This is a genomic window from Campylobacter concisus, assembly GCF_003048445.1.
Lineage (GTDB): Bacteria > Campylobacterota > Campylobacteria > Campylobacterales > Campylobacteraceae > Campylobacter_A > Campylobacter_A concisus_BF.
Genome location: NZ_PIQW01000009.1, coordinates 1 through 21,101, shown reverse-complemented (window position 1 = coordinate 21,101; position 21,101 = coordinate 1). Strand labels below are relative to the sequence as shown.

Annotated in this window: 18 protein-coding genes, 1 tRNA gene and 1 pseudogene; 11 read left to right on the top strand and 9 right to left on the bottom strand. The window is 40.4% G+C overall.

Annotation, left to right across the window (positions count from 1 at the left end):
- Nucleotides 1–565: 565 nt before the first annotated feature.
- The 3 genes and pseudogenes from CVT14_RS06475 to CVT14_RS06465 all read left to right on the top strand — a co-directional run bounded on the left by CVT14_RS06475 (nucleotide 566) and on the right by CVT14_RS06465 (nucleotide 4,356).
- Complete coding sequence (locus tag CVT14_RS06475; RefSeq protein ID WP_021090168.1) at nucleotides 566–1,663, top strand: PepSY-associated TM helix domain-containing protein; 1,098 nt, start codon at nucleotides 566–568, stop codon at nucleotides 1,661–1,663.
- Nucleotides 1,644–3,748, top strand: a pseudogene (locus CVT14_RS06470) (TonB-dependent siderophore receptor). The gene CVT14_RS06475 and the pseudogene CVT14_RS06470 overlap by 20 nt, the downstream one beginning before the upstream one ends.
- A 95-nt stretch (nucleotides 3,749–3,843) precedes the next feature.
- On the top strand, nucleotides 3,844–4,356 hold the full coding sequence (locus tag CVT14_RS06465) for a chemotaxis protein (protein WP_107849968.1): 513 nt from the start codon (nucleotides 3,844–3,846) through the stop codon (nucleotides 4,354–4,356).
- Between the two features lie 89 nt (nucleotides 4,357–4,445).
- Here CVT14_RS06465 and CVT14_RS06460 read toward each other — a convergent pair.
- The 4 genes from CVT14_RS06460 to CVT14_RS06445 form a co-directional block, all read right to left on the bottom strand.
- Nucleotides 4,446–4,533: transfer RNA gene (locus CVT14_RS06460), tRNA-Ser, on the bottom strand.
- 43 nt (nucleotides 4,534–4,576) lie between these two features.
- Nucleotides 4,577–5,059: a GNAT family N-acetyltransferase gene (locus CVT14_RS06455; protein ID WP_021090162.1), complete on the bottom strand. Its 483-nt coding sequence runs from the start codon at nucleotides 5,057–5,059 to the stop codon at nucleotides 4,577–4,579.
- Between the two features lie 2 nt (nucleotides 5,060–5,061).
- The gene (locus tag CVT14_RS06450) at nucleotides 5,062–5,865 is read right to left on the bottom strand and encodes a M48 family metallopeptidase (RefSeq protein ID WP_107849967.1); all 804 of its coding nucleotides are present in this window, start codon (nucleotides 5,863–5,865) and stop codon (nucleotides 5,062–5,064) included.
- Nucleotides 5,866–6,302: 437 nt separating this feature from the next.
- Entirely contained in the window at nucleotides 6,303–7,271 is a 969-nt protein-coding gene (locus CVT14_RS06445) for a putative transporter (protein ID WP_107849966.1), read from the bottom strand.
- Between the two features lie 109 nt (nucleotides 7,272–7,380).
- Between CVT14_RS06445 and CVT14_RS06440 the strand changes: the two genes are divergently transcribed.
- Nucleotides 7,381–7,827, top strand: a complete 447-nt coding sequence (locus CVT14_RS06440; RefSeq protein WP_107849965.1) for a DUF411 domain-containing protein — start codon at nucleotides 7,381–7,383, stop codon at nucleotides 7,825–7,827.
- Nucleotides 7,828–7,866: 39 nt separating this feature from the next.
- On the opposite strand, the gene CVT14_RS06435 is transcribed toward CVT14_RS06440, so the two are convergent.
- The gene (locus CVT14_RS06435) at nucleotides 7,867–9,180 is read right to left on the bottom strand and encodes a sodium-dependent transporter (RefSeq protein ID WP_107849964.1); all 1,314 of its coding nucleotides are present in this window, start codon (nucleotides 9,178–9,180) and stop codon (nucleotides 7,867–7,869) included.
- Between the two features lie 170 nt (nucleotides 9,181–9,350).
- Between CVT14_RS06435 and CVT14_RS06430 the strand changes: the two genes are divergently transcribed.
- Entirely contained in the window at nucleotides 9,351–10,691 is a 1,341-nt protein-coding gene (locus CVT14_RS06430; RefSeq protein WP_021086551.1) for a hemolysin family protein, read from the top strand.
- A 442-nt stretch (nucleotides 10,692–11,133) separates the two neighbouring features.
- Here CVT14_RS06430 and CVT14_RS06425 read toward each other — a convergent pair whose 3' ends face one another.
- Genes CVT14_RS06425 through CVT14_RS06415 form a run of 3 tightly spaced genes read right to left on the bottom strand, consistent with a single transcriptional unit; the run spans nucleotide 11,134 to nucleotide 13,275 of the window.
- The gene (locus CVT14_RS06425; protein ID WP_103602845.1) at nucleotides 11,134–11,802 is read right to left on the bottom strand and encodes a sugar transporter; all 669 of its coding nucleotides are present in this window, start codon (nucleotides 11,800–11,802) and stop codon (nucleotides 11,134–11,136) included.
- A gap of 9 nt (nucleotides 11,803–11,811) precedes the next feature.
- Complete coding sequence (locus CVT14_RS06420; RefSeq protein WP_107849963.1) at nucleotides 11,812–12,702, bottom strand: DUF3137 domain-containing protein; 891 nt, start codon at nucleotides 12,700–12,702, stop codon at nucleotides 11,812–11,814.
- A 9-nt stretch (nucleotides 12,703–12,711) separates the two neighbouring features.
- On the bottom strand, nucleotides 12,712–13,275 hold the full coding sequence (locus tag CVT14_RS06415) for a LemA family protein (protein WP_107849962.1): 564 nt from the start codon (nucleotides 13,273–13,275) through the stop codon (nucleotides 12,712–12,714).
- A gap of 158 nt (nucleotides 13,276–13,433) precedes the next feature.
- On the opposite strand from CVT14_RS06415, the gene CVT14_RS06410 reads away from it, so the two are divergent.
- The 3 genes from CVT14_RS06410 to CVT14_RS06400 are packed head-to-tail and all read left to right on the top strand — an operon-like array spanning nucleotide 13,434 to nucleotide 15,430.
- On the top strand, nucleotides 13,434–14,279 hold the full coding sequence (locus CVT14_RS06410) for a fumarate hydratase (RefSeq protein WP_009295312.1): 846 nt from the start codon (nucleotides 13,434–13,436) through the stop codon (nucleotides 14,277–14,279).
- A gap of 9 nt (nucleotides 14,280–14,288) precedes the next feature.
- On the top strand, nucleotides 14,289–14,849 hold the full coding sequence (locus CVT14_RS06405) for a Fe-S-containing hydro-lyase (RefSeq protein ID WP_021092611.1): 561 nt from the start codon (nucleotides 14,289–14,291) through the stop codon (nucleotides 14,847–14,849).
- Nucleotides 14,850–14,890: 41 nt separating this feature from the next.
- Nucleotides 14,891–15,430 carry an L-cystine-binding protein TcyA gene (locus CVT14_RS06400; RefSeq protein ID WP_107849961.1) on the top strand — a complete coding sequence of 180 codons (540 nt, stop codon included), beginning with the start codon at nucleotides 14,891–14,893 and terminating at the stop codon, nucleotides 15,428–15,430.
- Here the strand turns inward: CVT14_RS06400 and CVT14_RS06395 are convergent.
- Complete coding sequence (locus tag CVT14_RS06395; protein WP_021090170.1) at nucleotides 15,408–15,881, bottom strand: hypothetical protein; 474 nt, start codon at nucleotides 15,879–15,881, stop codon at nucleotides 15,408–15,410. The genes CVT14_RS06400 and CVT14_RS06395 overlap by 23 nt on opposite strands.
- Before the next feature lie 94 nt (nucleotides 15,882–15,975).
- Here CVT14_RS06395 and CVT14_RS06390 point away from each other — a divergent pair, with 94 nt between their 5' ends.
- From CVT14_RS06390 to CVT14_RS06380, 3 genes are all read left to right on the top strand, one after another.
- Nucleotides 15,976–16,350, top strand: a complete 375-nt coding sequence (locus CVT14_RS06390) for a RidA family protein (protein ID WP_021090165.1) — start codon at nucleotides 15,976–15,978, stop codon at nucleotides 16,348–16,350.
- A gap of 127 nt (nucleotides 16,351–16,477) precedes the next feature.
- Nucleotides 16,478–16,663 carry a hypothetical protein gene (locus CVT14_RS06385; RefSeq protein ID WP_021090166.1) on the top strand — a complete coding sequence of 62 codons (186 nt, stop codon included), beginning with the start codon at nucleotides 16,478–16,480 and terminating at the stop codon, nucleotides 16,661–16,663.
- 30 nt (nucleotides 16,664–16,693) lie between these two features.
- Nucleotides 16,694–20,809 carry an Ig-like domain-containing protein gene (locus CVT14_RS06380; RefSeq protein WP_021090164.1) on the top strand — a complete coding sequence of 1,372 codons (4,116 nt, stop codon included), beginning with the start codon at nucleotides 16,694–16,696 and terminating at the stop codon, nucleotides 20,807–20,809.
- The last annotated feature ends 292 nt before the right edge of the window (nucleotides 20,810–21,101 follow it).

Genomic DNA, 21,101 nt, shown 5'->3' with positions numbered 1-21,101 from the left:
AGCTTAGCTCAAATTTTAGAGCCGAAATTACTCGTTCATGAAATTTTAAAATTTGTCCGAGTTTTTAAGCGTATTTAGCGAGATACCTTTTTACGTCGCTAAATTAAACATTACAAACAACGTTTAATAGTAATAAAAATGAAATTTCAAATGTGATTTTGCTTTCATGCAAAGCATATATTTTTACCATTTTAAAAGAGAAATTTCTTTATAAAATGCCTAAATATCGCGATTGACTTTAGTATTACGCAGAATTTCTTTTTTATTAACTAAAAATTTCATTAAAATTTATATTTAAATAATAACATTTCATCGTCCTAAACGGACCCTCCTTTTTGTAGCGGTTAAGACTTTGCTTCCCCCTTTTCTGGCTTTTCCGCTTACATAAAGAGGAGTTGTCTCTCTTTTTTAAATCAAATTTTTTACCTTTGCAAACTCAAATTTCACAAACGTCACTTTCTTTTTAAAATTATATTTTGATAATGGTTTTAAAAATTATAAAAGCAAAAATCTTATAAAATTGCGAGCTGTTATCAAGACTAACTTTTAAAAGGTGGCTAAAGGGGTGAAATTTTTAAATTTAAAGCTTTTTTACAAGGTGCATGCATATTTATCGCTTCTCTTTTTTATCCCACTTGTTGTAGTTTGCTTTAGCGGTGCGATCCTCGTTTATAAAGACGAACTAAACAGCCTTTTTATCCCAAATATCGTAAATGTAAATTTAAACAAAGAAAATTTAAGCAAAAGGATTAGCTTTGACGAGCTAAGAAATATCATCGCAAGCAAGTTTGGCGGCTACGAGATGGTTGGTGTAAATATCGATGCAAACCCTAAAAAGTGTGACAAAATTTGGTTAATCGAGCATAATGACAGCAAAAAAGAGTGGAAATTTATCTATTTTGATGCTTTTAGCGGTAAGATAAAGAGCGAGCCACTTGCGCATGATGAGGGATTTTTCGGGGTTTTGGCGCATATCCATGAGGAGCTTTTGCTTGAAAAAAGTGGCAACATTATCCTTTTTCTAACAGCTATTTTTACATTTTTTATCTGCATTAGCGGCTTTGTGATCTACCGTAAATTTTGGCTAACTCTGCTTAGACTGCGCGTAAATGGCCTAAACGTTTTCATGAATGACATCCACAAGATAATAGGAATTTTTTGCACGCCAGTTTTGCTTCTCATTTGCATAAGTGGCGCTTGGTGGGAATTTCAGATGGCACGCGCGCCAGAGTTTAAAGATGACTTCGTGATAGACGCAAAAATTTACAACAAAAGTTTATCTCTTGATGAGCTGGTGGCGCGAAGCAAAAAGGATATCAAAGGCTTTGAGCCACACTTCATATCGCTGCCTTTCATGCAAGGAGCAAACATCCGCATCTTTGGCTACGTGATATGGCAAAGTTTTTTGCATAACGAATACTCGAGCGTGATCACTTATGACAAAGATAGCGGCAAGCTAGTTAGCGTCCTAGACATAAAAAATGCAAATTTAAGCGAGAAAATCCTCTCAGCCTTTAGAAGATCGCACTTTGGAAACTACAACCAAACTACAAAATTTATCTGGTTTATAGTGGGCATCTCGCCGCTAGTTTTGAGTATTTCAGGGCTTTATCTGTGGTTTAGAAAATTTAAAAGGAGAAAAAATGAAAAAAATTTTATTTAGCTTAGTTGCTTTAAATTTGGCATTGCCTCAAATTTATGCTAGTGAAAATGAGAAGGTTTTAGAAGCGGTCGATGTTGTGGAGAGCGAGCGAAGAGACGATGCAAACTACTTTGCAAAAGAGCTTGTAAAGAGTACAACTAGGTTAAATTTAACCTCTCGCCAAACGCCCCAGTCGCTAACCGTGCTAACAGAAGCAAGGCTAAAAGATCAAGGTATCAAGGACTATCAAGTGCTTCTTAGAAATATCCCAGGCGTCACGCTAAATAAATGGGACGAGCGCGTATATCCGACGGCTCGTGGCTTTAAGATAGATTATTACTTGCTTGATTCGATGCCTAGCTTTAGCCTTGGCGCAAATGATATGAGCTTGCTGCCTTATGAAAGAGTTGAGGTGGTAAAAGGGGCAAATGGCCTACTTGCAGGCGCTGGCAACCCAGCTGCAAGCTTAAATTTCATAAGAAAAAGAGCAGACTCAAAGGAGCTTAAAGGAAATTTTGGACTAAGTGCTGGCTCATACGATAGATACGGTGTAAATGGCGATGTGCAAACGCCAGTAAATGAGAGCGAAAGCGTTAGAGCAAGGCTTTCTTTTATGCATGAGAAGTCGCACTCTTATATGGATTATTACAACCGCAAAAATAGCGCGATTTATGGCGTAGTCGATAGCGACATAGGCGATAACTCATGGCTTAGCCTTGGTGCGTTTTATCAAGAGCTAAGACGTCGCGGCGTTAGATGGGGCGGCATGCCAGCATTTTACACAGATGGCTCTAGGACAAATTTTAGTAAAAATGAAATTTTCTCTCAGCCTTGGACTAGGTGGGATATAAAAACGCTTGATTTTTACGCTGATTTTAAACACTACTTTGAAAATGAAGCGAGCTTAAATTTAAGCTACTCATTTAGACGGGCAAACACTGATTCAAATTTACTCTACTACGGCGGAGTGGTAAATTTAGACGGTACTGGCAATATAGGCGATCTTAGCGCCTATGCAAACAAAAGAGAGGAGAATATCCACAACGTCGATGCATACGCAAATATCCCTTACGAGATAGCAAATTTATCCCATGAGTTTGTCTTTGGCGCGATGTATAACAACTATAAAAAAAGTAGCGATAAGGTAAGTAGCTACTGGCTGCAAAGGACTACGCCAGCTGGGCTTGCTTATACGGCTAGAAGCAGGATCGATTTTAAAAACTTACACCTTGATGATCCAAAATTCCCTTACGAAGATCAAAATAACAAAGACAAAACGATACAAAAGGCATTTTACGCGGCAAATAAACTATCAATCACCGATGAGCTTAAATTTTTGCTAGGTGTTAGGGTGGCTACTACAAATACGAGATCGAGGGCGGCAAAGACAATAGAAATTTCACAAATGAGATCACGCCATATCTTGGCATCACTTACGACATCGGAGCAAACCACACTCTATATGCTAGCTACACGAGCATATTTAAACCCCAAAGCGTAAAGGACGCAAACGACAAGTATCTTGATCCGATCCAAGGCAAGGACTATGAGGTGGGCATCAAAGGCGAGTATCTTGACGGGGCGCTTCAAGCAAGTCTTGGCGTCTTTAAGATCGTGCAAGACAAGCTTGGCATAGATACTGGCAAGATAAATCCAGCGACAAATGCCAAAATATATGAAGCTGGCAAAGGCGTGACAAGTAGGGGCGTCGAGCTAGATCTAAACGGTGAGATCACTAAAAACTTAAGCCTAAGCTTTGGTGCAACGCACTTTAACGCAAAAGATGCTAATGGTGAAAAATACGCCACCGACTCATCAAGAAGCACGGCAAATTTATTTGCAAAGTATGAATTTAGGGATTTTAGAGTAGGGGCTGGAGCTATGTATAAGAGCAAAATTTACACTGGCAAAGGCGCAGATGAGATCACGCAAAAGGGCTACACCTTGGCAAATTTGATGTTTGGATATAAATTTGGTAAAAACTTTGACGTGCAGCTAAATATCGACAATCTCTTTAATAAAAAATACTACGAAGGCATCGGCAAAAACATGATGGTTTATGGCGATCCACGCACATTTAATCTCAGCTTTAACTACAAGTTTTAGTAAAATTTACTCTAACGCGCCAGCTAAATTTCTAGTTGGCGCCCTTCATTTTTTGCTCAGGGGTGTATAATTTCAAGAAAACTAAGGAATTTGCATTGCTTAAAGTAGAAGTGATATATAAATTTTGTCTTGTTTGTGCTCTTGCCTGTGGGATCTGCCTGCTTGCATTTACTGGGCTAAATTTTGCCATGGGTGATTATAGCGAGTGGATGATGAGTGCGCATAAATTTGCAGGAGCTTTGATCGTTTGTGCCGTGATCTTGCACCTTTTTAACCGCAGAAGAAAGCTAGTAAAGCTCGTAAATGAGATAATCGACGTCACCACACACCGCAAAAATCCAACGATCTGTAACATGGACCGCATCATCGCCTCGCTTGAGCCTTACACTATCAGTGAAATTTCACGCATGCTTGGCTTTGACGAGACTGAGTTTTGCAAGAATTTGCGCGAAAATGATGTTAAATTTAATGACGCCAGCCAGACCCTGCGCCAGATCGCAAGGCTAAATGATGAGAAGATATTTTTTGTGCTTGTGCTCATCGTCGAGGCCAAATTTGGCAAGAGATTTTGCGGTGCGGTAAGCTGCAATGTCGGGAGAAAATTTTAGTGCTCGCTATGCGCACGCCACCTCTGCTCCTCAAGGTCGATGTGATAAATAGTGCATAAATTTTTAAATTTGCTAACAATAATGAATAATGGCGGGCAGAGAGAGATTCGAACTCTCGGTGAGTTGCCCCACACACGCGTTCCAGGCGTGCTCCTTAAACCGCTCGGACATCTACCCAAGAAGAAGGTGATTATATCTTCATTTGCTTAATGCTTGGCTTTTAGAGCTTTAGCCCCAAGATAACGACATCTTTATACTCGCCATCCATCAGGCAAACTCCAGGCAGTTCGCCCCATTTTTCAAAGCCAAATTTCAAAAATAGCCCAAGGCTTGCTTCGTTTTTGCTAAAGATTAGCGCGATGATGTTTTTTAAATTTAGCTCTCTAGCTTCGTTTAGGCTGTGGGCTAAAAGCTGCTTGCCGATGCCCTTTTTAAGAGCCTTTTTAGCGACATAGATGCTTATCTCTACGCTTATATCGTAAGCGATCTTGGGGTTAAAGTCACTTAGCGAGCAGTAGCCTAAAATTTCATCATTTTCTTTGTAGATAAAGATAGGGCGCGAGCCGCCGTGGGCGTTAAACCAAGGCTCTCGCTCCTTTGTGCTAACTGGCCGCATATCAGCAGTCGCACTTCTTTCTAAGATGTAGTCATTGTAAATTTGCGTGATCGCTTCAAGGTCGCTTAAATTTGCTCGCTCGATCAAGCCTAGCCTTTTTTGGCTGCTTGATAGACCGGCTCAAGCTTTGCTGCGATCTCTTTTAGATCCTTGATCCTGCTCTCGTTTGATGGGTGAGTGCTTAAAATTTCAGGTATTTTGCCGACATTCATCTTGCTCATTTTAACCCAAACCTCAACCGCCTCTTTTGGATCGTACCCAGCTCTTGCCATTAGCTCAGTGCCGATGTGATCAGCTTCGGTCTCGTGTGAGCGAGAAAATGGTAGTGATATGGTGTATTGGCTAGCTAAATTTAGAGCGCTTGCGCCAAGATCGCCAAGTCCTGTGGCGGTTGCGACTGCGAAGATGCCGATGTTTTTGAGTTGGTCGGTGCTCGCTTGCTCCCTGCTGTGCTCTCTAAGCGCGTGGGCGATCTCGTGACCCATGACCGCTGCTAGCTGTGCATCTGTCAAATTTAGCTTTTTAATAATACCGCTATAAACGACGATCCTGCCACCTGGCATACACCAAGCATTTAGCGTATCTTCGTTGATAACATTTACTTGCCACTTCCATTTTAGGGCATCCTCTCTGAAAACGCCAGTTTGCGCGATCAGCTTTTTTGCAATATCTTGAACCCTTTTTGTGAGGATCGGATCGACGTTTAGCTCGCCCTTGCTTCTAGCAGCTGTTAGTGTCTTTACGTAAGCCTGAGCCGAGCTTTGCTCCATCGCTTCAGAAGATACTAGCATGAACTGCTTGCGATCTGCGCCCACGACGCCTGACTTTGTGACGCTCGTGCAGCCTGTGATAAGCATGCTAGCTGTTAATAACGTAAGTAAAAATTTTTTCATTTTCATCCTTTTTGGATTAAAATTTGGCGTATTATAGCCTGAGTTGGATATGCATTGTTAAACGAAGGGATAAATTTAAATTTTGCGTTGGTTTTGATTTTTCATAAATTTTAAAATTTACTAGAATTTCAATAAACCGCATGCAGTGCGAAGCACTGAAGCATGCCACTTCTAACGTGCGAGGGGATTGGGGGATTTAAAAAGGGGGATAAGGGGACGGCTTCGTAATTCAAGTCCCCTTGTCTCCCTTTTGGATAAAAAGAAATTTACAAATTCAATCAAGCTGTCTTTGTAAAATTTAAAACTTCATTCACTCGCAAGAATTGACTACTAAAATTTGGCTTCGCTTATCGCTTAGCTCAAATTTTAGAGCCGAAATTACTCGTTCATAAAATTTTAAAATTTATCCGAGTTTCTTCAGTATGTAAATTTAACCCCTACGCTTTATAGCCTATATTTCTCTCAAATTCTCTCAAACGCTTATTAACCGATCTTAGCTCCGTTATCGTCGTCCAGTTATCGATAAAGACGCTAAAACTCTCTCTGACCTGCGAGAAAGCATTGCTAGCTTGGATCAAAACGCCAAGCGTGATGACGCCGCTAAATAGGCCATTGCCCATGATGATGTAAGGCACGATGACAAGAATTTGCGAAAATGAGATGAGCCAAAGATTAAAGTAGCCATAGTGCAAAAAGAGCTTATAGTAGTTTAGTTTGAGCCCAGTAAAAAGCTCTAGCATGACGTTTGGCTGGCAAAATTTAAGCTTATCATCCTCGCCATAAACTAGCTCTTTTCTAAACGCCGCCTCCGCTTTTTGGTTGTTATACTCAAGGTGTGGCAGCTTTATACCCACAAACCACGATACGATGAGGCCTCCGATGCTAATTAGTAGCGCGATATAAACTAGCGAGCCTTCGATATCCTTGATGAAAGGCAGGCTCACGCTTTTGCTTAGCTCCCAAAGCACTGGTATAAAGGCGATCAGCGTCATAAATGCCTTTAAAACCTGCACGCCAAGGCTCTCCATGATCTTGGCAAAGCGATAAACGTCCTCTTGGATACGCTGTGAGCTGCCCTCGATGTCGTTTTGGCAGTTTCGCCAAAATTTGAGATACTTAAAGGTCATCGCCTCCCTCCAGCGAAAGACCCAGTGGCTCGCAAAGAACGATATCACCGTGTAGGTTACGACATAAGGCATGGCGATCTTTAAGAAATTTAATATCCCTTGCCAAAACTCATCTACATTGTGATCCTTTGAGTTTTGCATGATGTCGTAGAAATTTTTATACCACTCGTTGATGCGGACATTTAGATGCGTTTGATAGACAAGCAGCAAGATGATAAATATCGCTCCGCCGTAAGCCCAAAGAGCCCATTTTTTATCTTTGAAAAATGATGAAAACATAAAGTGCCTTTTGTAAATTTTGGCAATTATAGCAGGCAAGGGTTAAGCATTTATATAAAATTTAAACCCAAACTATATCATTTTGCAAATTTTAATGTAAAGGAAAATGATGAAGAAATTTGCATTTTTAGCTCTTAGCTTTTGTGCGACCTTAGCGCTTGGGGCCGATATGAAGGTCTATAAAAGCCCAACTTGCGGTTGTTGTGGCAACTGGGCGAGTGCTATGCAAAAGGCTGGCTTTAGCGAAGAGACCATCAAAGTAGATGACTTGGTCAAGGTTAAAAAAGAATTTCACGTGCCACTAGAGCTTTCAAGCTGCCACACAGCTATCATTGATGGCTACGTCATCGAGGGTCACGTGCCAGCTGATGAGGTCAAGCGCCTGCTGGAGCTTAAACCAAAAGATGCCGTTGGTATCGCAGTGCCTGGCATGCCTATGGAGAGTCAGGGTATGGAGCAAGGCGGCAAAGCCGAGCAATACGACGTCATACTCTTTAAAAAAGATGGTTCGCAAGAGGTCTTTGCTACTTATATCGGCTCTAAAAAGCTAAAATAACTTCAAATTTAGACTTAGCTCGTCTTTTGATGGGCTAAGTTAAAAAGAAATTCCCTTGCTAATGGCGATCACACAGAGTAAAAGCGTGAGCGGAACGTAGATAAATTTACCCACAAAATACCAGAGCGAGCCATAAGGTTTGCTAGCTCCAGAGTTTATCTCATCTAAAATTTCTTCTTTTTTAATGACCCAAAACCAAGATATAGCGCCGATAACCGCGCCGATCGGGATGATGTAGATAGAGACAAAGTCCATCCAAGGTCCCCAACTGCTAATAGGCTCCATAAACGCTCCAAAGCCAAAGCAAACCACGCAAAGTAGCACAAGCACCCAAAATCTACTAAGGCGTGGGAATTTATGCATAAGTGACTCAGCTACCACCTCAAACATATTTTGAAGCGAGGTGATGCCACCAAAGATGACCGCGGTAAATAGTATGATCGCAAAAATTTGACCGCCGATCATGTTTTGTAAAATTTTAGGAAGCGTTACGAAAAGTAGCTTTGGACCCTCAGCTGGATCCATAGCGTAGGCAAAGACTGCTGGGATCATGACAAGCGCTGCTACAAGGGCTGCAAGCGTGTCAAAAAATGCCGTAGTTTTGGCGCTTTCTACGATGTCCTCGTCTTTTGAAAGATATGCTCCATAAACTATCATGCCTGATCCCGTGATAGAGAGCGAGAAAAAGGCTTGACCCATCGCTGTGACCCACACCATCGGATCTTCAAGCTTGCTAAAATCAGGGATAAATAGAAATTTATACCCCTCAAATGCGTTTGGAAGCATCGCGACATTTGTAGCCAAAATGGCAAATAACACGAAAAATAGTGGCATCATTATTTTATTAGTCTTTTCGATGCTTTTTGCTCCAAAAAATAGCGTAAGAAGCGTGCCAACGATGACTATGAAGTGATAGGGCAGGACCGAGTACTCGTGAAGTGCAAATGAGTTAAACCAAACATTTGTATCAACGCTCATAAATGAGCCAGTAAGCGCCTGGGTAAGGGCTTTTAGCACGTAAGCGATGATGACAGCGTAGCCGATGGCTATGCAAAGCGAGCCAGCAAGTGGGAGCCAGCCAACGATGCTACCGATGACGCCTAAATTTCTACTTTGCCAAGCAAATTTATATGATCCTAGCGTGCCAGTCTTTGCTCGTCTGCCGATCGCATACTCAGCGCTTAAACCAACGTAAGAAAAAAGCGCTACGAAAAATATGTAGATGAGTAAAAACGCTCCACCACCATTTGTGCCAAGCTTGTAAGGAAAGCCCCAAACATTTGCCATACCAACGGCTGAACCAACTGAGGCTAGTATAAACGCCCAGCGTGATGAAAAATTCTTTTTGCTCATTGTAAAATCCATAATTTTAGTGATGAAAATAATGTTACCAAAATATGATTTAAGAACTTTTTATAAATCTTAAATTTAAGAAATGTTGTTACTTTTGGGCGCGGCTAATTTGACCGCTAAATATAAATTCGCTATAATCAGCCAAAATTTTTAACTCTTAAGGATCATAATTGTACCCCAGTAGCGATAACTCGCTTTTAATGGTAATACTTGCCATTATATTCATTTTACTAAACGCATTTTTTGTTTTGTCGGAATTTTCCCTTGTTAAGGTTCGCAAGTCTAGACTTGAAGAGCTTATAAAAGAGAAAAAGCCAAACGCCCAGCTTGCCTTTGAGATGTCAAACAAGCTTGATACCTATCTTAGCGCCACTCAGCTTGGCATCACGCTAAGCTCACTTGCTCTTGGTTGGATCGGTGAGCCAGCAGTCGCAAGGCTTATAGAAGCCCCACTTAAAAATGTTTTTAATCTTAGCGATATCTTAGTTCATACAGTCGGCTTTGCGATCGCATTTACGCTTATCACACTACTTCACGTCGTTATGGGCGAGCTTGTTCCAAAGTCAGTCGCCATAGCCAAATCAGAATCAGCAGTGCTTAAAATCGCTCGTCCGCTTCACTTTTTCTGGATACTTTTCTCGCCTATCATAAAGCTTTTTGATATCCTAGCTACATCTGGACTTAAAATTTTAGGCATCCAGCCAGCAAAAGAGAATGAGCTAGCGCACTCTGAAGAGGAGATCAAGATCATCGTTGGCGAGAGCTTAAAGGGCGGCGTGCTTGATAGCTTTGAGACTGAGCTTATCAAAAATGCAGTTGATTTTAGTGACACGGTCGCAAAAGAGGTTATGACGCCAAGACGCGACATGATCTGTATAAACAAACAAAAGAGCTTTGAAGAAAATTTGCAAGTCGTTTTTGAGTCTAAATATACTCGCTACCCTTATATAGACGGCTCAAAAGATATCATTTTGGGCATGATACACATTAGAGATATCTTACAGCTGCACTTTAGCGAGGATAAAGAGAAGAGTTTTGACGCGATCGTGCGTAAATTTGTCATCGTGCCTGAGAGCCTTTCTATATCAAAAGTGCTTGTGATGATGAACAAGGAGCAAATTTCAGCTGCACTTGTCGTTGATGAGTATGGCGGCACGGCTGGACTTCTTACGATGGAGGATATCATGGAGGAGGTGCTTGGAGACTTTAACGACGAGCACGACGAGGTCGATCAACACTACAAAAAGATAAATGAAAACATCTATGAATTCCAAGGCAGGTACGATCTAGAGAGCGTTGAAGAGCTTCTTGGCATAAGCTTTGATGAAGAGACTGATCAAGTCACTATCGGCGGATATGTCTTTAATCTTATCGGTCGTTTGCCAGTAGTTGGAGACAAGATCGAAGATGAAAACTGCTACTACGAGGTGAGAAAGATGGACGGAGCTAGCATCTCACGCGTAAAAGTTAGAAAAAAGATAAAAGAAGAAGAGGAGCCTGCTCAGGCTTAGTTTATAAATTTAATGGCTTTTTTCGCCATTAAATTTAACTTCGTCAAATCATAAAAAAATAGGGTAAATTTAAGTGGCATTGCGCTTTTTAAAGACTTTAAGCCATCAAATTTAGCTTTTAAAATCACAAAATTTAAAGCGATACCACCTTTTTAAATAGCTCTCTAAAACGTTAGCACCGCTTTTTTGTAAATTTGGTTATAAATTTTTAAAAATGGCTTGCTAGTTTTAAAATTTATCAACCGCTCGTACAAGTAGCCGAGTAATCTTGCTTGTGATATTTAAATTTACTAAAGTTAATTAGCCTTGGCTCGTAGATGCGATACTACAAAATTTCGTCATAAATTTCTCTATCGCGCTCATCTAGGCTGAAGCAAGAGAGCTAAATTCTTTTGTTAAATTTTAAAACGCCTCTTAATAGCTCTTTTGTAGCCAAATTTGCTTATATATTTTTATGTGTAAATTTATCTTGATAAAAGCGTGCTAGATCTTTACCGTGCTTTAATGCTAGCTTGTAGTACGGCATGTCTGGATCCTCTCCTATCATCTCATAGAGCTTTTTACGAAGCTCTGGCAAAAGGCGAAGATCGCTATAGTCTATCCTCTCTTTATATGCTGGTAACCCTTGTAAAAGCAGGGCATTTGAGTAGTTTATGCCACCAGTTTTGCTGCCAGTAATGTTAAATTCATTTTCATATTGCGTGCGAGTTAAGCTAGTTGGTATGCTAAGCTCTCCCCGTTGTAGGCAAATTTTATCATTGCTACTGATGATATACTCTGGGAATTCTAGCTCATGGTAGTTGATATCTTCGTGATCATAATAGACCCACTTTATGCCGTCTTCATTTTTGCGGTTGAAACTGCTTTTGTAGATGAAGCTACCCGGGATGATAAATTCACGGCTTTTTAGCACCGGCGCATCTACTATATTTTTATAAACAGCAACCAAATAGCAGTCACTAAAAAAATCAAGCGGCCAAAGAAGACCCTCATTTACTCGCTTTACAAGGCGGTTTTTAATATCAACTAAGATTTTGCCAAAGAAATATCTCTTGTAATAGTCATTATAGACGTAAAATATGTCGCCTTCTTTGATTTTTTTATCTGGCATTTTATAAATTTAGCTCTTCCAGATATTTTTGTTTAGCTCCAGATCACGCACAATCTCCACAAAGTCGCTAACTCCTGCGATGTAGTTTTGCACGCTCTCGTTGCTGTTTATCGGCTTTTTAAGATCAGGCTCAAAGCTGTCCTTTCTAAGGTCGATCGCGATGAAAATTTCATTTTTTAAAAATGCCGCCGAAAGCGGGGCGTTAAATTTGGTTCTTAGACTGGTTAAATTTTCCATCAGCTTTGGCGTCAGAGCGTATCTAGCAGCGATCTGATCGGTCGTGTAGGTCTTAAAAAGCTCATTAAATTTAGGATTATCCATCACAGCTAGCTCGCCATCACTTCTTAGATCAGATGTTCGCTTTTTATCGCAGACGTAGATCGTGGCGTTTAGCTCTTTTTTAAACTCAGCCTTTAGCAAAATGCCTTGAAATTTTACCGTTGTGGTGGTGCGCTTCTCGCCTTGTGTCTCTTTTGCCGCATAAAAATCGCAAAGCTTAAACTGCGTCTCATCGATCTGTCCGTAGATCATATCTTCTGCGTAGTGTCTATTTACGTCAGCGTCATAAATTTTATAAAAATCATTCAAACTTAGTCCGCTATTTGCGCTGAAATTTAGACCATAGTTTTTTACGATGACGCCAACTACTTTTTGTTTAAATTTTGCTATAAGCTCGTTTTTTAGCCCATTTATCGTCTTGCCAAGATAAAAAACTCCGCCGATTAGCAAAAAGAAAAATAAATTTCCAAGGTGCAGTGATGCCAAAAAACCACTTACAACTATGATGCCAAGAAAGCCATAAACGATCATTTTAAAGGCTTTTTGCCCCATAGCAAGACGCTCTTTTTCAAGCTCGTCAAGGTCGCTTAGATCGATGCCTTTTAGTTCGTCTGCTTGCATTTTTATGCCTTATTTTTTGAAAAGATCACCGACGTTTGGAGCAGCTGCCTCGTTTTCTGGGATATCAAAAAATACATCTTTGTGAAAGCCAAACATTGAAGCTACGATGTTTGAAGGAAACATCTGTGTGGCGTTGTTGTAAATTTCAACAGCTGAGTTGTAAGCACGTCTGGCAGCTGAAATTTGCTCTTCAACCTCGTTTAGTGTGCTTTGGATGTGAAGCAAATTTTGATTTGCTTTTAGATCAGGATAGTTTTCTACGCTCACTCTTAAACCATTTAGCAAGCCTGAAATTTTGTTATTTAGCTCAAATTTCTCTTCATTTGTTGAGGCGCTTCTAGCACTCTCTCTAAGGGCAGTGATGTTTTCTAGTAGGCCTTTTTCATGCACCATGTACTCTTTTGCAGTAGCTACTAAATTTGGTATGAGGTCATATCTTCTTTTTAGCTGTGCGTCGATGCCAGCCTCCACGCTTTTTACCTGGTTTTGCTTTGCAACAAGCGAGTTGTAAAGGCTGATGAAAAAGACAAAAATGACTGCGACAACAAGTATCACGATGACTAACGAATTCATAACTTTTCCTTTGAAATTTAAGTTTATTGTAGTTTATCCAAAGTTGCTTAAGAGTATTTAAACACCGAAGTTGGGTGATTAAATTTAATATTATAATTTAATCTTAAATTTTACATATAATTTATATAATTAAAAATTGTTTTTTACGAGGAGGATAAATGAGAACGGTAAACGTAAAAGATATAAAAGAGACTGTTGCAAAGCTTTGCAAACAAGCCTGTTACGTCGTTACACCAGATCTAAAGGCTGCTTTTACAAAAGCTCAAACCACTGAGAGCTCATCTCTTGGCAAGGATATCTTGGGCAAAATTTTGCAAAATGCCAAGCTAGCAGAAGAGGGCGTTGCGCCTATTTGTCAAGATACAGGTATGACGGTTGTCTTTGTAGAGATCGGTCAAGACGTGCATATAGAAGGCGGATATATCGAAGATGCGATCAATGAGGGCGTTGCGAAGGGCTACACCGAGGGCTATCTTAGAAAATCAGTCGTTGCTGAGCCGCTTTTTGAGAGAAAAAACACTACAAACAACACCCCAGCCGTCATCCACACTAGGATCGTCCCAGGCGATAAGCTAAAGATAAAAGTCGCTCCAAAGGGCTTTGGTAGTGAGAACAAATCAATACTAAAAATGCTTGTGCCAGCTGATGGCATAGAGGGCGTTAAAAAGGTATTTTTAGAGGCTGTAAAATACGCTGGACCAAACGCTTGCCCTCCAATGACGATAGGCGTTGGCATAGGTGGCACTATGGATAAAGCAGCACTTCTAGCTAAACAAGCTGCAGTTCGTCCAGTAGATAGCAAAAACGCCGATGCAAGATATGCAAAACTTGAAGATGAGCTTCTTGAGCTTGCTAGCAAAACAGGCGTCGGTCCTCAAGGACTTGGCGGCGATACAACTGCTATAAAAGTAAATGTCGAGTGGTATCCAACTCACATCGCAGGCCTACCAGTAGCCATAAACATTAACTGCCACGCTGCACGCCACGCAGACGCCGAGCTTTAAGGAGATAACATGTCAGAAGTAAAAAGAATAACAGCACCATTTGATAAAGAGGTGGTAAAAAGCCTAAAAGCAGGCGACAATGTCCTAATCTCAGGCACTATCATCGCTGCTCGTGACGCCGCTCACAAGGCGCTAACAGAGGCTCTAGCACGCGGCGAGAAGTTGCCAGTTGAGCTAAAGGGCGAGACTATCTACTACGTCGGACCAACACCAGCTAAGCCAAACCAAGCTATCGGCGCAGCAGGCCCAACAACAAGCGGTAGAATGGACAAATACACACCAACTATGATAAACGAGGTCGGCATAAATGGCATGATCGGTAAGGGCTACCGTAACGACGCCGTAGTCGAGGCTATGAAAAAATCATGCTGTGTTTATATGGTCGCTATCGGTGGCATTGGAGCGGTCATTAGCCAAAGTATCAAAAAATACGAAGTCTTGGCATATCCAGAGCTAGGACCAGAGGCAGTCGCAAGACTCACAGTAGAGGACTTCCCAGCGATAGTCGCTATCGACTGCGAGGGCAATAACTTCTACGAAGTCGGTCAAGCGCCTTATAAAAAGATCTAAATTTGATCCGCTAGCTCCCAGCTAGCGGAATTTCTCCCAAGATGAAAACTTTTTACAACGATCAAGCAAAGCCACTACTTAAATTTTTCACCAAAACCAAAAGCGAGCTAGTAAATTTAAAACTAAAGCAAATTTTAAACGAGGGCTTTATCTCAAAGCCACAAGGGATATTTTTAAAAAGCACCATCAAAAAAGGTCAGAAATTTGAAGAAAATAAGACGCAAAATGAGTGGTCGTTAAATGAGATAGTAGTTTTTGAAAGCGAGTATGAAAGCCTTGAGGAGTATTTTAGCGACGTGGGGTCGTTTGTAGTGAAGCTGGCTGATAAATTTAGAACAAGTGGCATTAGCGAGGAGATAGTGCTTGCTGTTTCGTTTCAGGCGCTGCAGTTTATCACGCTGGATAGTGAGGAGTTTAAATTTATATATGAGGACTACGATGAGAGAACAAACTCCGCTCACATTAAAATTTACGCCAAAAGAGAAAATGACGAAATTTTACTATATAAAGATAGGATGGAGGGCTACAAAACTGAGGCGCTAATCGTTTACGAGGTGGCTAGTAGTAGCCAAGACACATAGTCTCAGTCAGTTTTATGCGCTTTTCAAAGGGCGCTGGCGAGAAAAATTTGCACTTTTCTATATAAATTCTATACGAGTAGTTAAGCTCGAAATCATCATAAAATTTCTTTAAATTTAAAAATTTGATACCGCAAATTTCATGAAATTCAAAAAGATCATAAATTTTAGAGCCATTTTTGGCGACAAGGTGCGAAGGGGCAAGCGAGGTAAATGAACAAAAAACGCCAGTTGGCACAAGACCATTTAAGGGCGTGCACTCTTCTAGCGCGTTTTTAAATTTCTCTGGGACGCTCTTTTTTCTAATAAAAACGATGCGCGAGTTTTCAAATTTAGCGCTGATAGCATTTTTCCAAAAAAGATAGGCGTTTGATGAGATGCTAGCGTTTTTGGCGAGCTGCGCACCAAGCACGTAGCCATCTAAAAATTCGTTTGGTGCAAGGGTTATTTGCATCTTTGTCCTTTTGAAATTTTGTTCATTATAGCCTTTGGTGCCTAAAAATTTAGAAATTTATAGTAGGATTTTGCCAAATTTCAAAGGATAAAATATGAAAAAACAAATTTCAACTAAAAATGCACCGCAAGCGATCGGACCATATTCTCAGGCGATTAGTGCGAATGGATTTTTATTTATCTCAGGTCAGCTTGGCGTCACACCAGCGGGCGAGTTTGCAGGTAGTAGCGTAGAGGCACAAGCCGAGCAGTCACTTACAAATTTACAAAACATTTTGGCTGAGGCTGGACTTAGTTTTGATAATGTCGTAAAGACTACGATCTTTTTAGCAGATATGGCAGATTTTGCCAAGGTAAATGTCACATACGCTAAATTTTTCAAAGAGCCATATCCAGCCAGAAGCACGGTGGCTGTGAAGACTTTGCCAAAAGATGCACTTGTAGAAATTGAGGTTATCGCAGCACAATAATATCACAACTGTACCAAGTACAATATACAAAGAAGATTAAAATGTCTTAAAATTACGTAAAATTTATTTTACGATAAGGATAGACATACAAACTCAAGTAGGAGTAATCAAACAAATCTCAGGCTTAGTGGTAGCTGTAGATCAAAATGGCGTTAGCCGCGTTTTAAAAGTTGGCGACGCTTTATATCTTGGGGAGGTTGTAAAGACCTCTTCAGCTTCTTCTAAAGCCGTAGTTTCAATGGATAATGGCAAAGATGTCACCATCTTGGGTGATGAGTCGTTAAAGCTTGACGAAAATGTAGCCGCAGGATAAAAACCAAATACTGTAGCAGATGTTAGTGACTTGCAAAAAGCGTTGTTAAACGGCGAAGATCTAACAAAAATAGAGGAGACTGCCGCTGGTGGTGGAGATGGCGTTAGTCTTGGTGCAGCGTCGTTTGATGAGGGCGGTCACTACTCAAATATCAATGAAAATTTCCGCTCTATAGGTGATCTAAACAGCGCAAGAGGTGCTGAGAGGGTGGGCGGCGTAAGTGGCGCAGCCGATAATGCTGGTGGCAGTGCAGCAACAATTAACCCAGACCTTACTAGAATTCCAAACAAACCATCTAAGATAGAATTCCCAGAAGATAAAGACCATAATGGCAAAATTTCTGATGATGAAAACAAAGCTGGTGACAATGACCATGGTAAAACACCTGTAGATGTTATAGTTCCAACAGATGGTAGTGTAAAACCAGGTGATAAAGTAATCATTAAAGATGAGAATGGAAATAAAGTAGGTGAGAAAGAGATCACTAAAGGAGATCTTGATAATGGTGGTAAGGTAAGCATCCCTGATGTTCCAGTTAAACCTGGTAATAACCCAATTAGTGCTGAGATAGTTAATCCTAACAACCCATCTAACCCAAGCGATCCAACTAAGGGTAATATAGATGAAGATCACGAGGTAAGCGTCGAGCTAACACCAAAACATGACGGAACGGTTGAAGTAGTATCTCACGACAATGACGCGACAAAGGTTGAAATTTCATACACAGATAATGGCGGCAACACGCAAACAATCACCGTGGTCAAAAACCCAAGCGCTGGCTGGGTCGTAGATAGCACTCCTGGCAAGACGACAGCTCCAACAGGTGCTTTCAAGCTTGATCCACATAGTGGCAAGGTCACTATCAGCGACGATGCGACAAAAGACAACACTCCAGTGACTGCAAAGGCTACTGATGGCGCTGGCAACACAGCCACAGGCGAGACTACTGCTCCAGATAAATTTATTATCAAATTTAATGATGATGCAGATGGCAACGGCACTATCACAAGAGGTGAGAACTATGCTGAGGATGGCGTAAAAGCTACTGCAACTATCAGCATACCAAACCTTGCAAAGGATGGCAGCAAGATCCACGTTATAGGCACTGGTATAAATGACTATTACACAGTTCATAAAGATGCTAGTGGCAATATTACAAGCGTTATAGACACAAAAGGCAACAATATATTTGACGGCGATAATGGTATAAAGGTTAGTTATGACTATAACCACTACCAAACAGCCCTCGGAAATGCAGCTAGTATCACAGCTGAGCTAGAAGGCACAACCCTTAAAGCTACTTCAAGTGTTAAATTTGAAAATGTCAAAATGGCTGACATTGAATTTGTAGAGCTTGATAAGAATGGTAATGTTTTAAGCGATATGAAAACTGGCAACATAGATACTACTAGGAGGTATGATAGAGCCACGGCTGCACTTGATGGTGACATAAACCATACCACAGCTCGTATATCATTACCTGATAATATCCAAGATGGCGACGTTATAACCGTAAAATATGGTTTTGGACCTAGTGCTGCATCTTTAGCTGCAACAGGTGGCACAGATACGACTGCTTATAAGTATTTCTTAGTTCATAAAGCAGCTGATGGCTCTATGACGGTTGATCAGATCACTTCAGAGACTGATAAGACACCTATAAAATCAGGTCTTACATCTACAAATGGCGCTGGCGAGAAATTTGGTATAGATATCCACGATATGCCAACAGCCAACTATGATCACACACATTCACGTGGTATAGAAGTAAAAATAACAGGCGAAGATGATTCGAGTATGGGTATGAATTCTAGGTATATAAGTAGAGAAAGTATGCAAGCCCCAACTGTTATGTTTGTAGAAGGCAGCAAAGAATTTGATCCAGCCATAGTAGGCAATGGCGGACCTGGATCTATTGGTATGAAAATGGAGTACGCTGGACTAGATGGTGATATACACCACACCACAGCACGTATCAAGCTACCAAGTATCTTCTCAGATGGCGACAAACTAACAGTTGCTATAACTGACTATAACAAAATTTATGCAGATACTGGCGTAGTAAAATATCCAGATGATAATCCAGCTCCAACAGCTGTGAAGACATTTGTTATCCACAAAGCTGCTGATGGCACTGTGACATTTGACGAGGTTGATGCAAGTGGTGATGTCATACATGCAGGTATCCCATCAGTAAATAATAGTGCTCTAGATGTATCTGAAATAACTCTATATAGTAGAGATGAAACTGGTTTTGTTCATGCAACTCGTGTTGATGCGACCATCACAGATCATCTTAATCTAAATGGTAACGATAGCGCAAGTGACATTGCAAATTATGTCTTCCGTGAGACCGTAAATGTTAAAGATGTTACTATCACAACCGTACATGATGATTTTGGTAGCGTGACAGGAGATGTATCAAAAGACGGCAAGACTGACGATAAAACTCCAAAGTTAATAGGCAAAGCAGATAAATTTGCTACGATAGAAATTTTTGATGGCATACACTCTTTAGGCACAACTACAGCTGACAAAGATGGTAACTGGAGCTTTACGCCTAGCACTCCACTAAATGACGGCGAGCATAAATTTACAGCCAAGGCAACTATTGGTGGCTCTAGCAAGACAAGTGGCGAGTATGCAATAGATATAGATACGCATGTAAGTATCACACTAGAAAGTGTTGATCTTGTTGCAGATAGCAGTAGTTTGCCAGGTACAGGGACTATGCCATTGCCAGTAAGAAATTTAACAGGTGGAAAAATGTCTCTTAGTGACCACAATGATATTCTTAATATTAGTGACAATGTTACAGGTGGGGCTGAAGTACTAGCTGGTAAAGGAAATGATAAGATAAGTATAGGAGGATACTTAGGAGGTATTCTGGGCAATAAAGGTACCATTAATCTAGGTGAAGGTGATACCAAACTAACTAAAAATGTTCGTATCTCAGTTAGCTCAGACGAACACAATAGAGAATTTATCATCAAAGATGCAAATGACCATGAGATAGGTAGAGCTACTACTGATGCTAATGGAAAATTTGATGGGAGGGTAAATTTAACAAGAACTATTAGCCCTAATGAAAAAATAAGTGTCGAGATAAGTGATACTGTTGGCAACACAGCTTCAGATAGTAAAGTAGCTAGCCATGTAGTTAATAGCAATGGAGCTCGCTACTATAACAACGAATTAGGAATAGGCACAGATGTCGATACCGGAACCATTATAGGTGGTAGCGGCAATGATAAGGTAGTAGTCGGAACTTCAGGTCATAGTAGTCGTTATGTCACTGATGGATCTGAGATTAATCTAGGTGATGGGGACAATTATTTAAGTGTTTATTCAAATATATCTAGTTCTAAAGTTCAAATGGGTAGTGGTGATGATATAGTTAAAACCGGCTTTGACGAGGCGAATAATAAATTTACCAAGGGAGATGGTTATATAACTGGTAAGTCAACAGTAGATCTAGGCGATGGCAATAATAAGCTTGATGTTGGAACTAATATCGATAACTCTAAAGTCACAACTGGAAGCGGTGATGACAATGTAGAAGTAAGAGGTTATATATGGAATGCTAGCGGTAAGATCGCAGGAACAACTGAAGAAGAGTACGGTGTATATCTAGGTGACGGCAATAATAAACTAAAAGTTGGCACAAACATAGATAACTCGAAAGTCGTAACTGGAAGTGGCGATGATGTTATAGAAGCTGGAGGCTATGTCGTAAATTCTAAGATAAATTTAGGTGATGGTAATGATACTATAACAGTTGGATGGATCAAAGGCAATAACAACGACATCAACGGTGGTACTGGCTATGACAAACTAGCTATCACTAATCCAGGAACATCTATAAATTTAGATAGTATTGCAAGCCAAGCACACAACTTTGAAGAACTTAATATCTCTAATAAGAGCCAAAATACTACTTTAAGCGTTAAACTAAGTGATGTCATAAGCTTAACAGATGGTGACAATACACTAAAAATAACAGCTGACGCTGGAGACAAAGTAGAATTTAAAGATGCCGGCTGGCAAAAAGGTGCATCAACTGACGGTTATACTGCATATACAAATGATGCTAGCGGAACAACTGTTACTGTTGAGATCAAGGACGATGTAACACAACCTATGTAATCATAGATGTAAATTTACTGCTAAAAGGCAGTGCTAAATCAAAATGGAGAGCAAGGAAGCTCTCCAAAATTTTTACCTAAGAAATAAAATTTAAATTTATAAAATATTTTGCAATTATTTCAACTATCTTTAAGCATCCCTCATATATAATTCCAGCTCACGAAACGAGAAACCACCTTTAACTTCAACGTTAATAAAGCCTTTTTCTTATCGTTGTTCTTTTAACTTACAATTGTTAAAACTATTAGTCAATCTTTGAAATCTAAACAAGTGATCGATTGAGCCAGTCTAT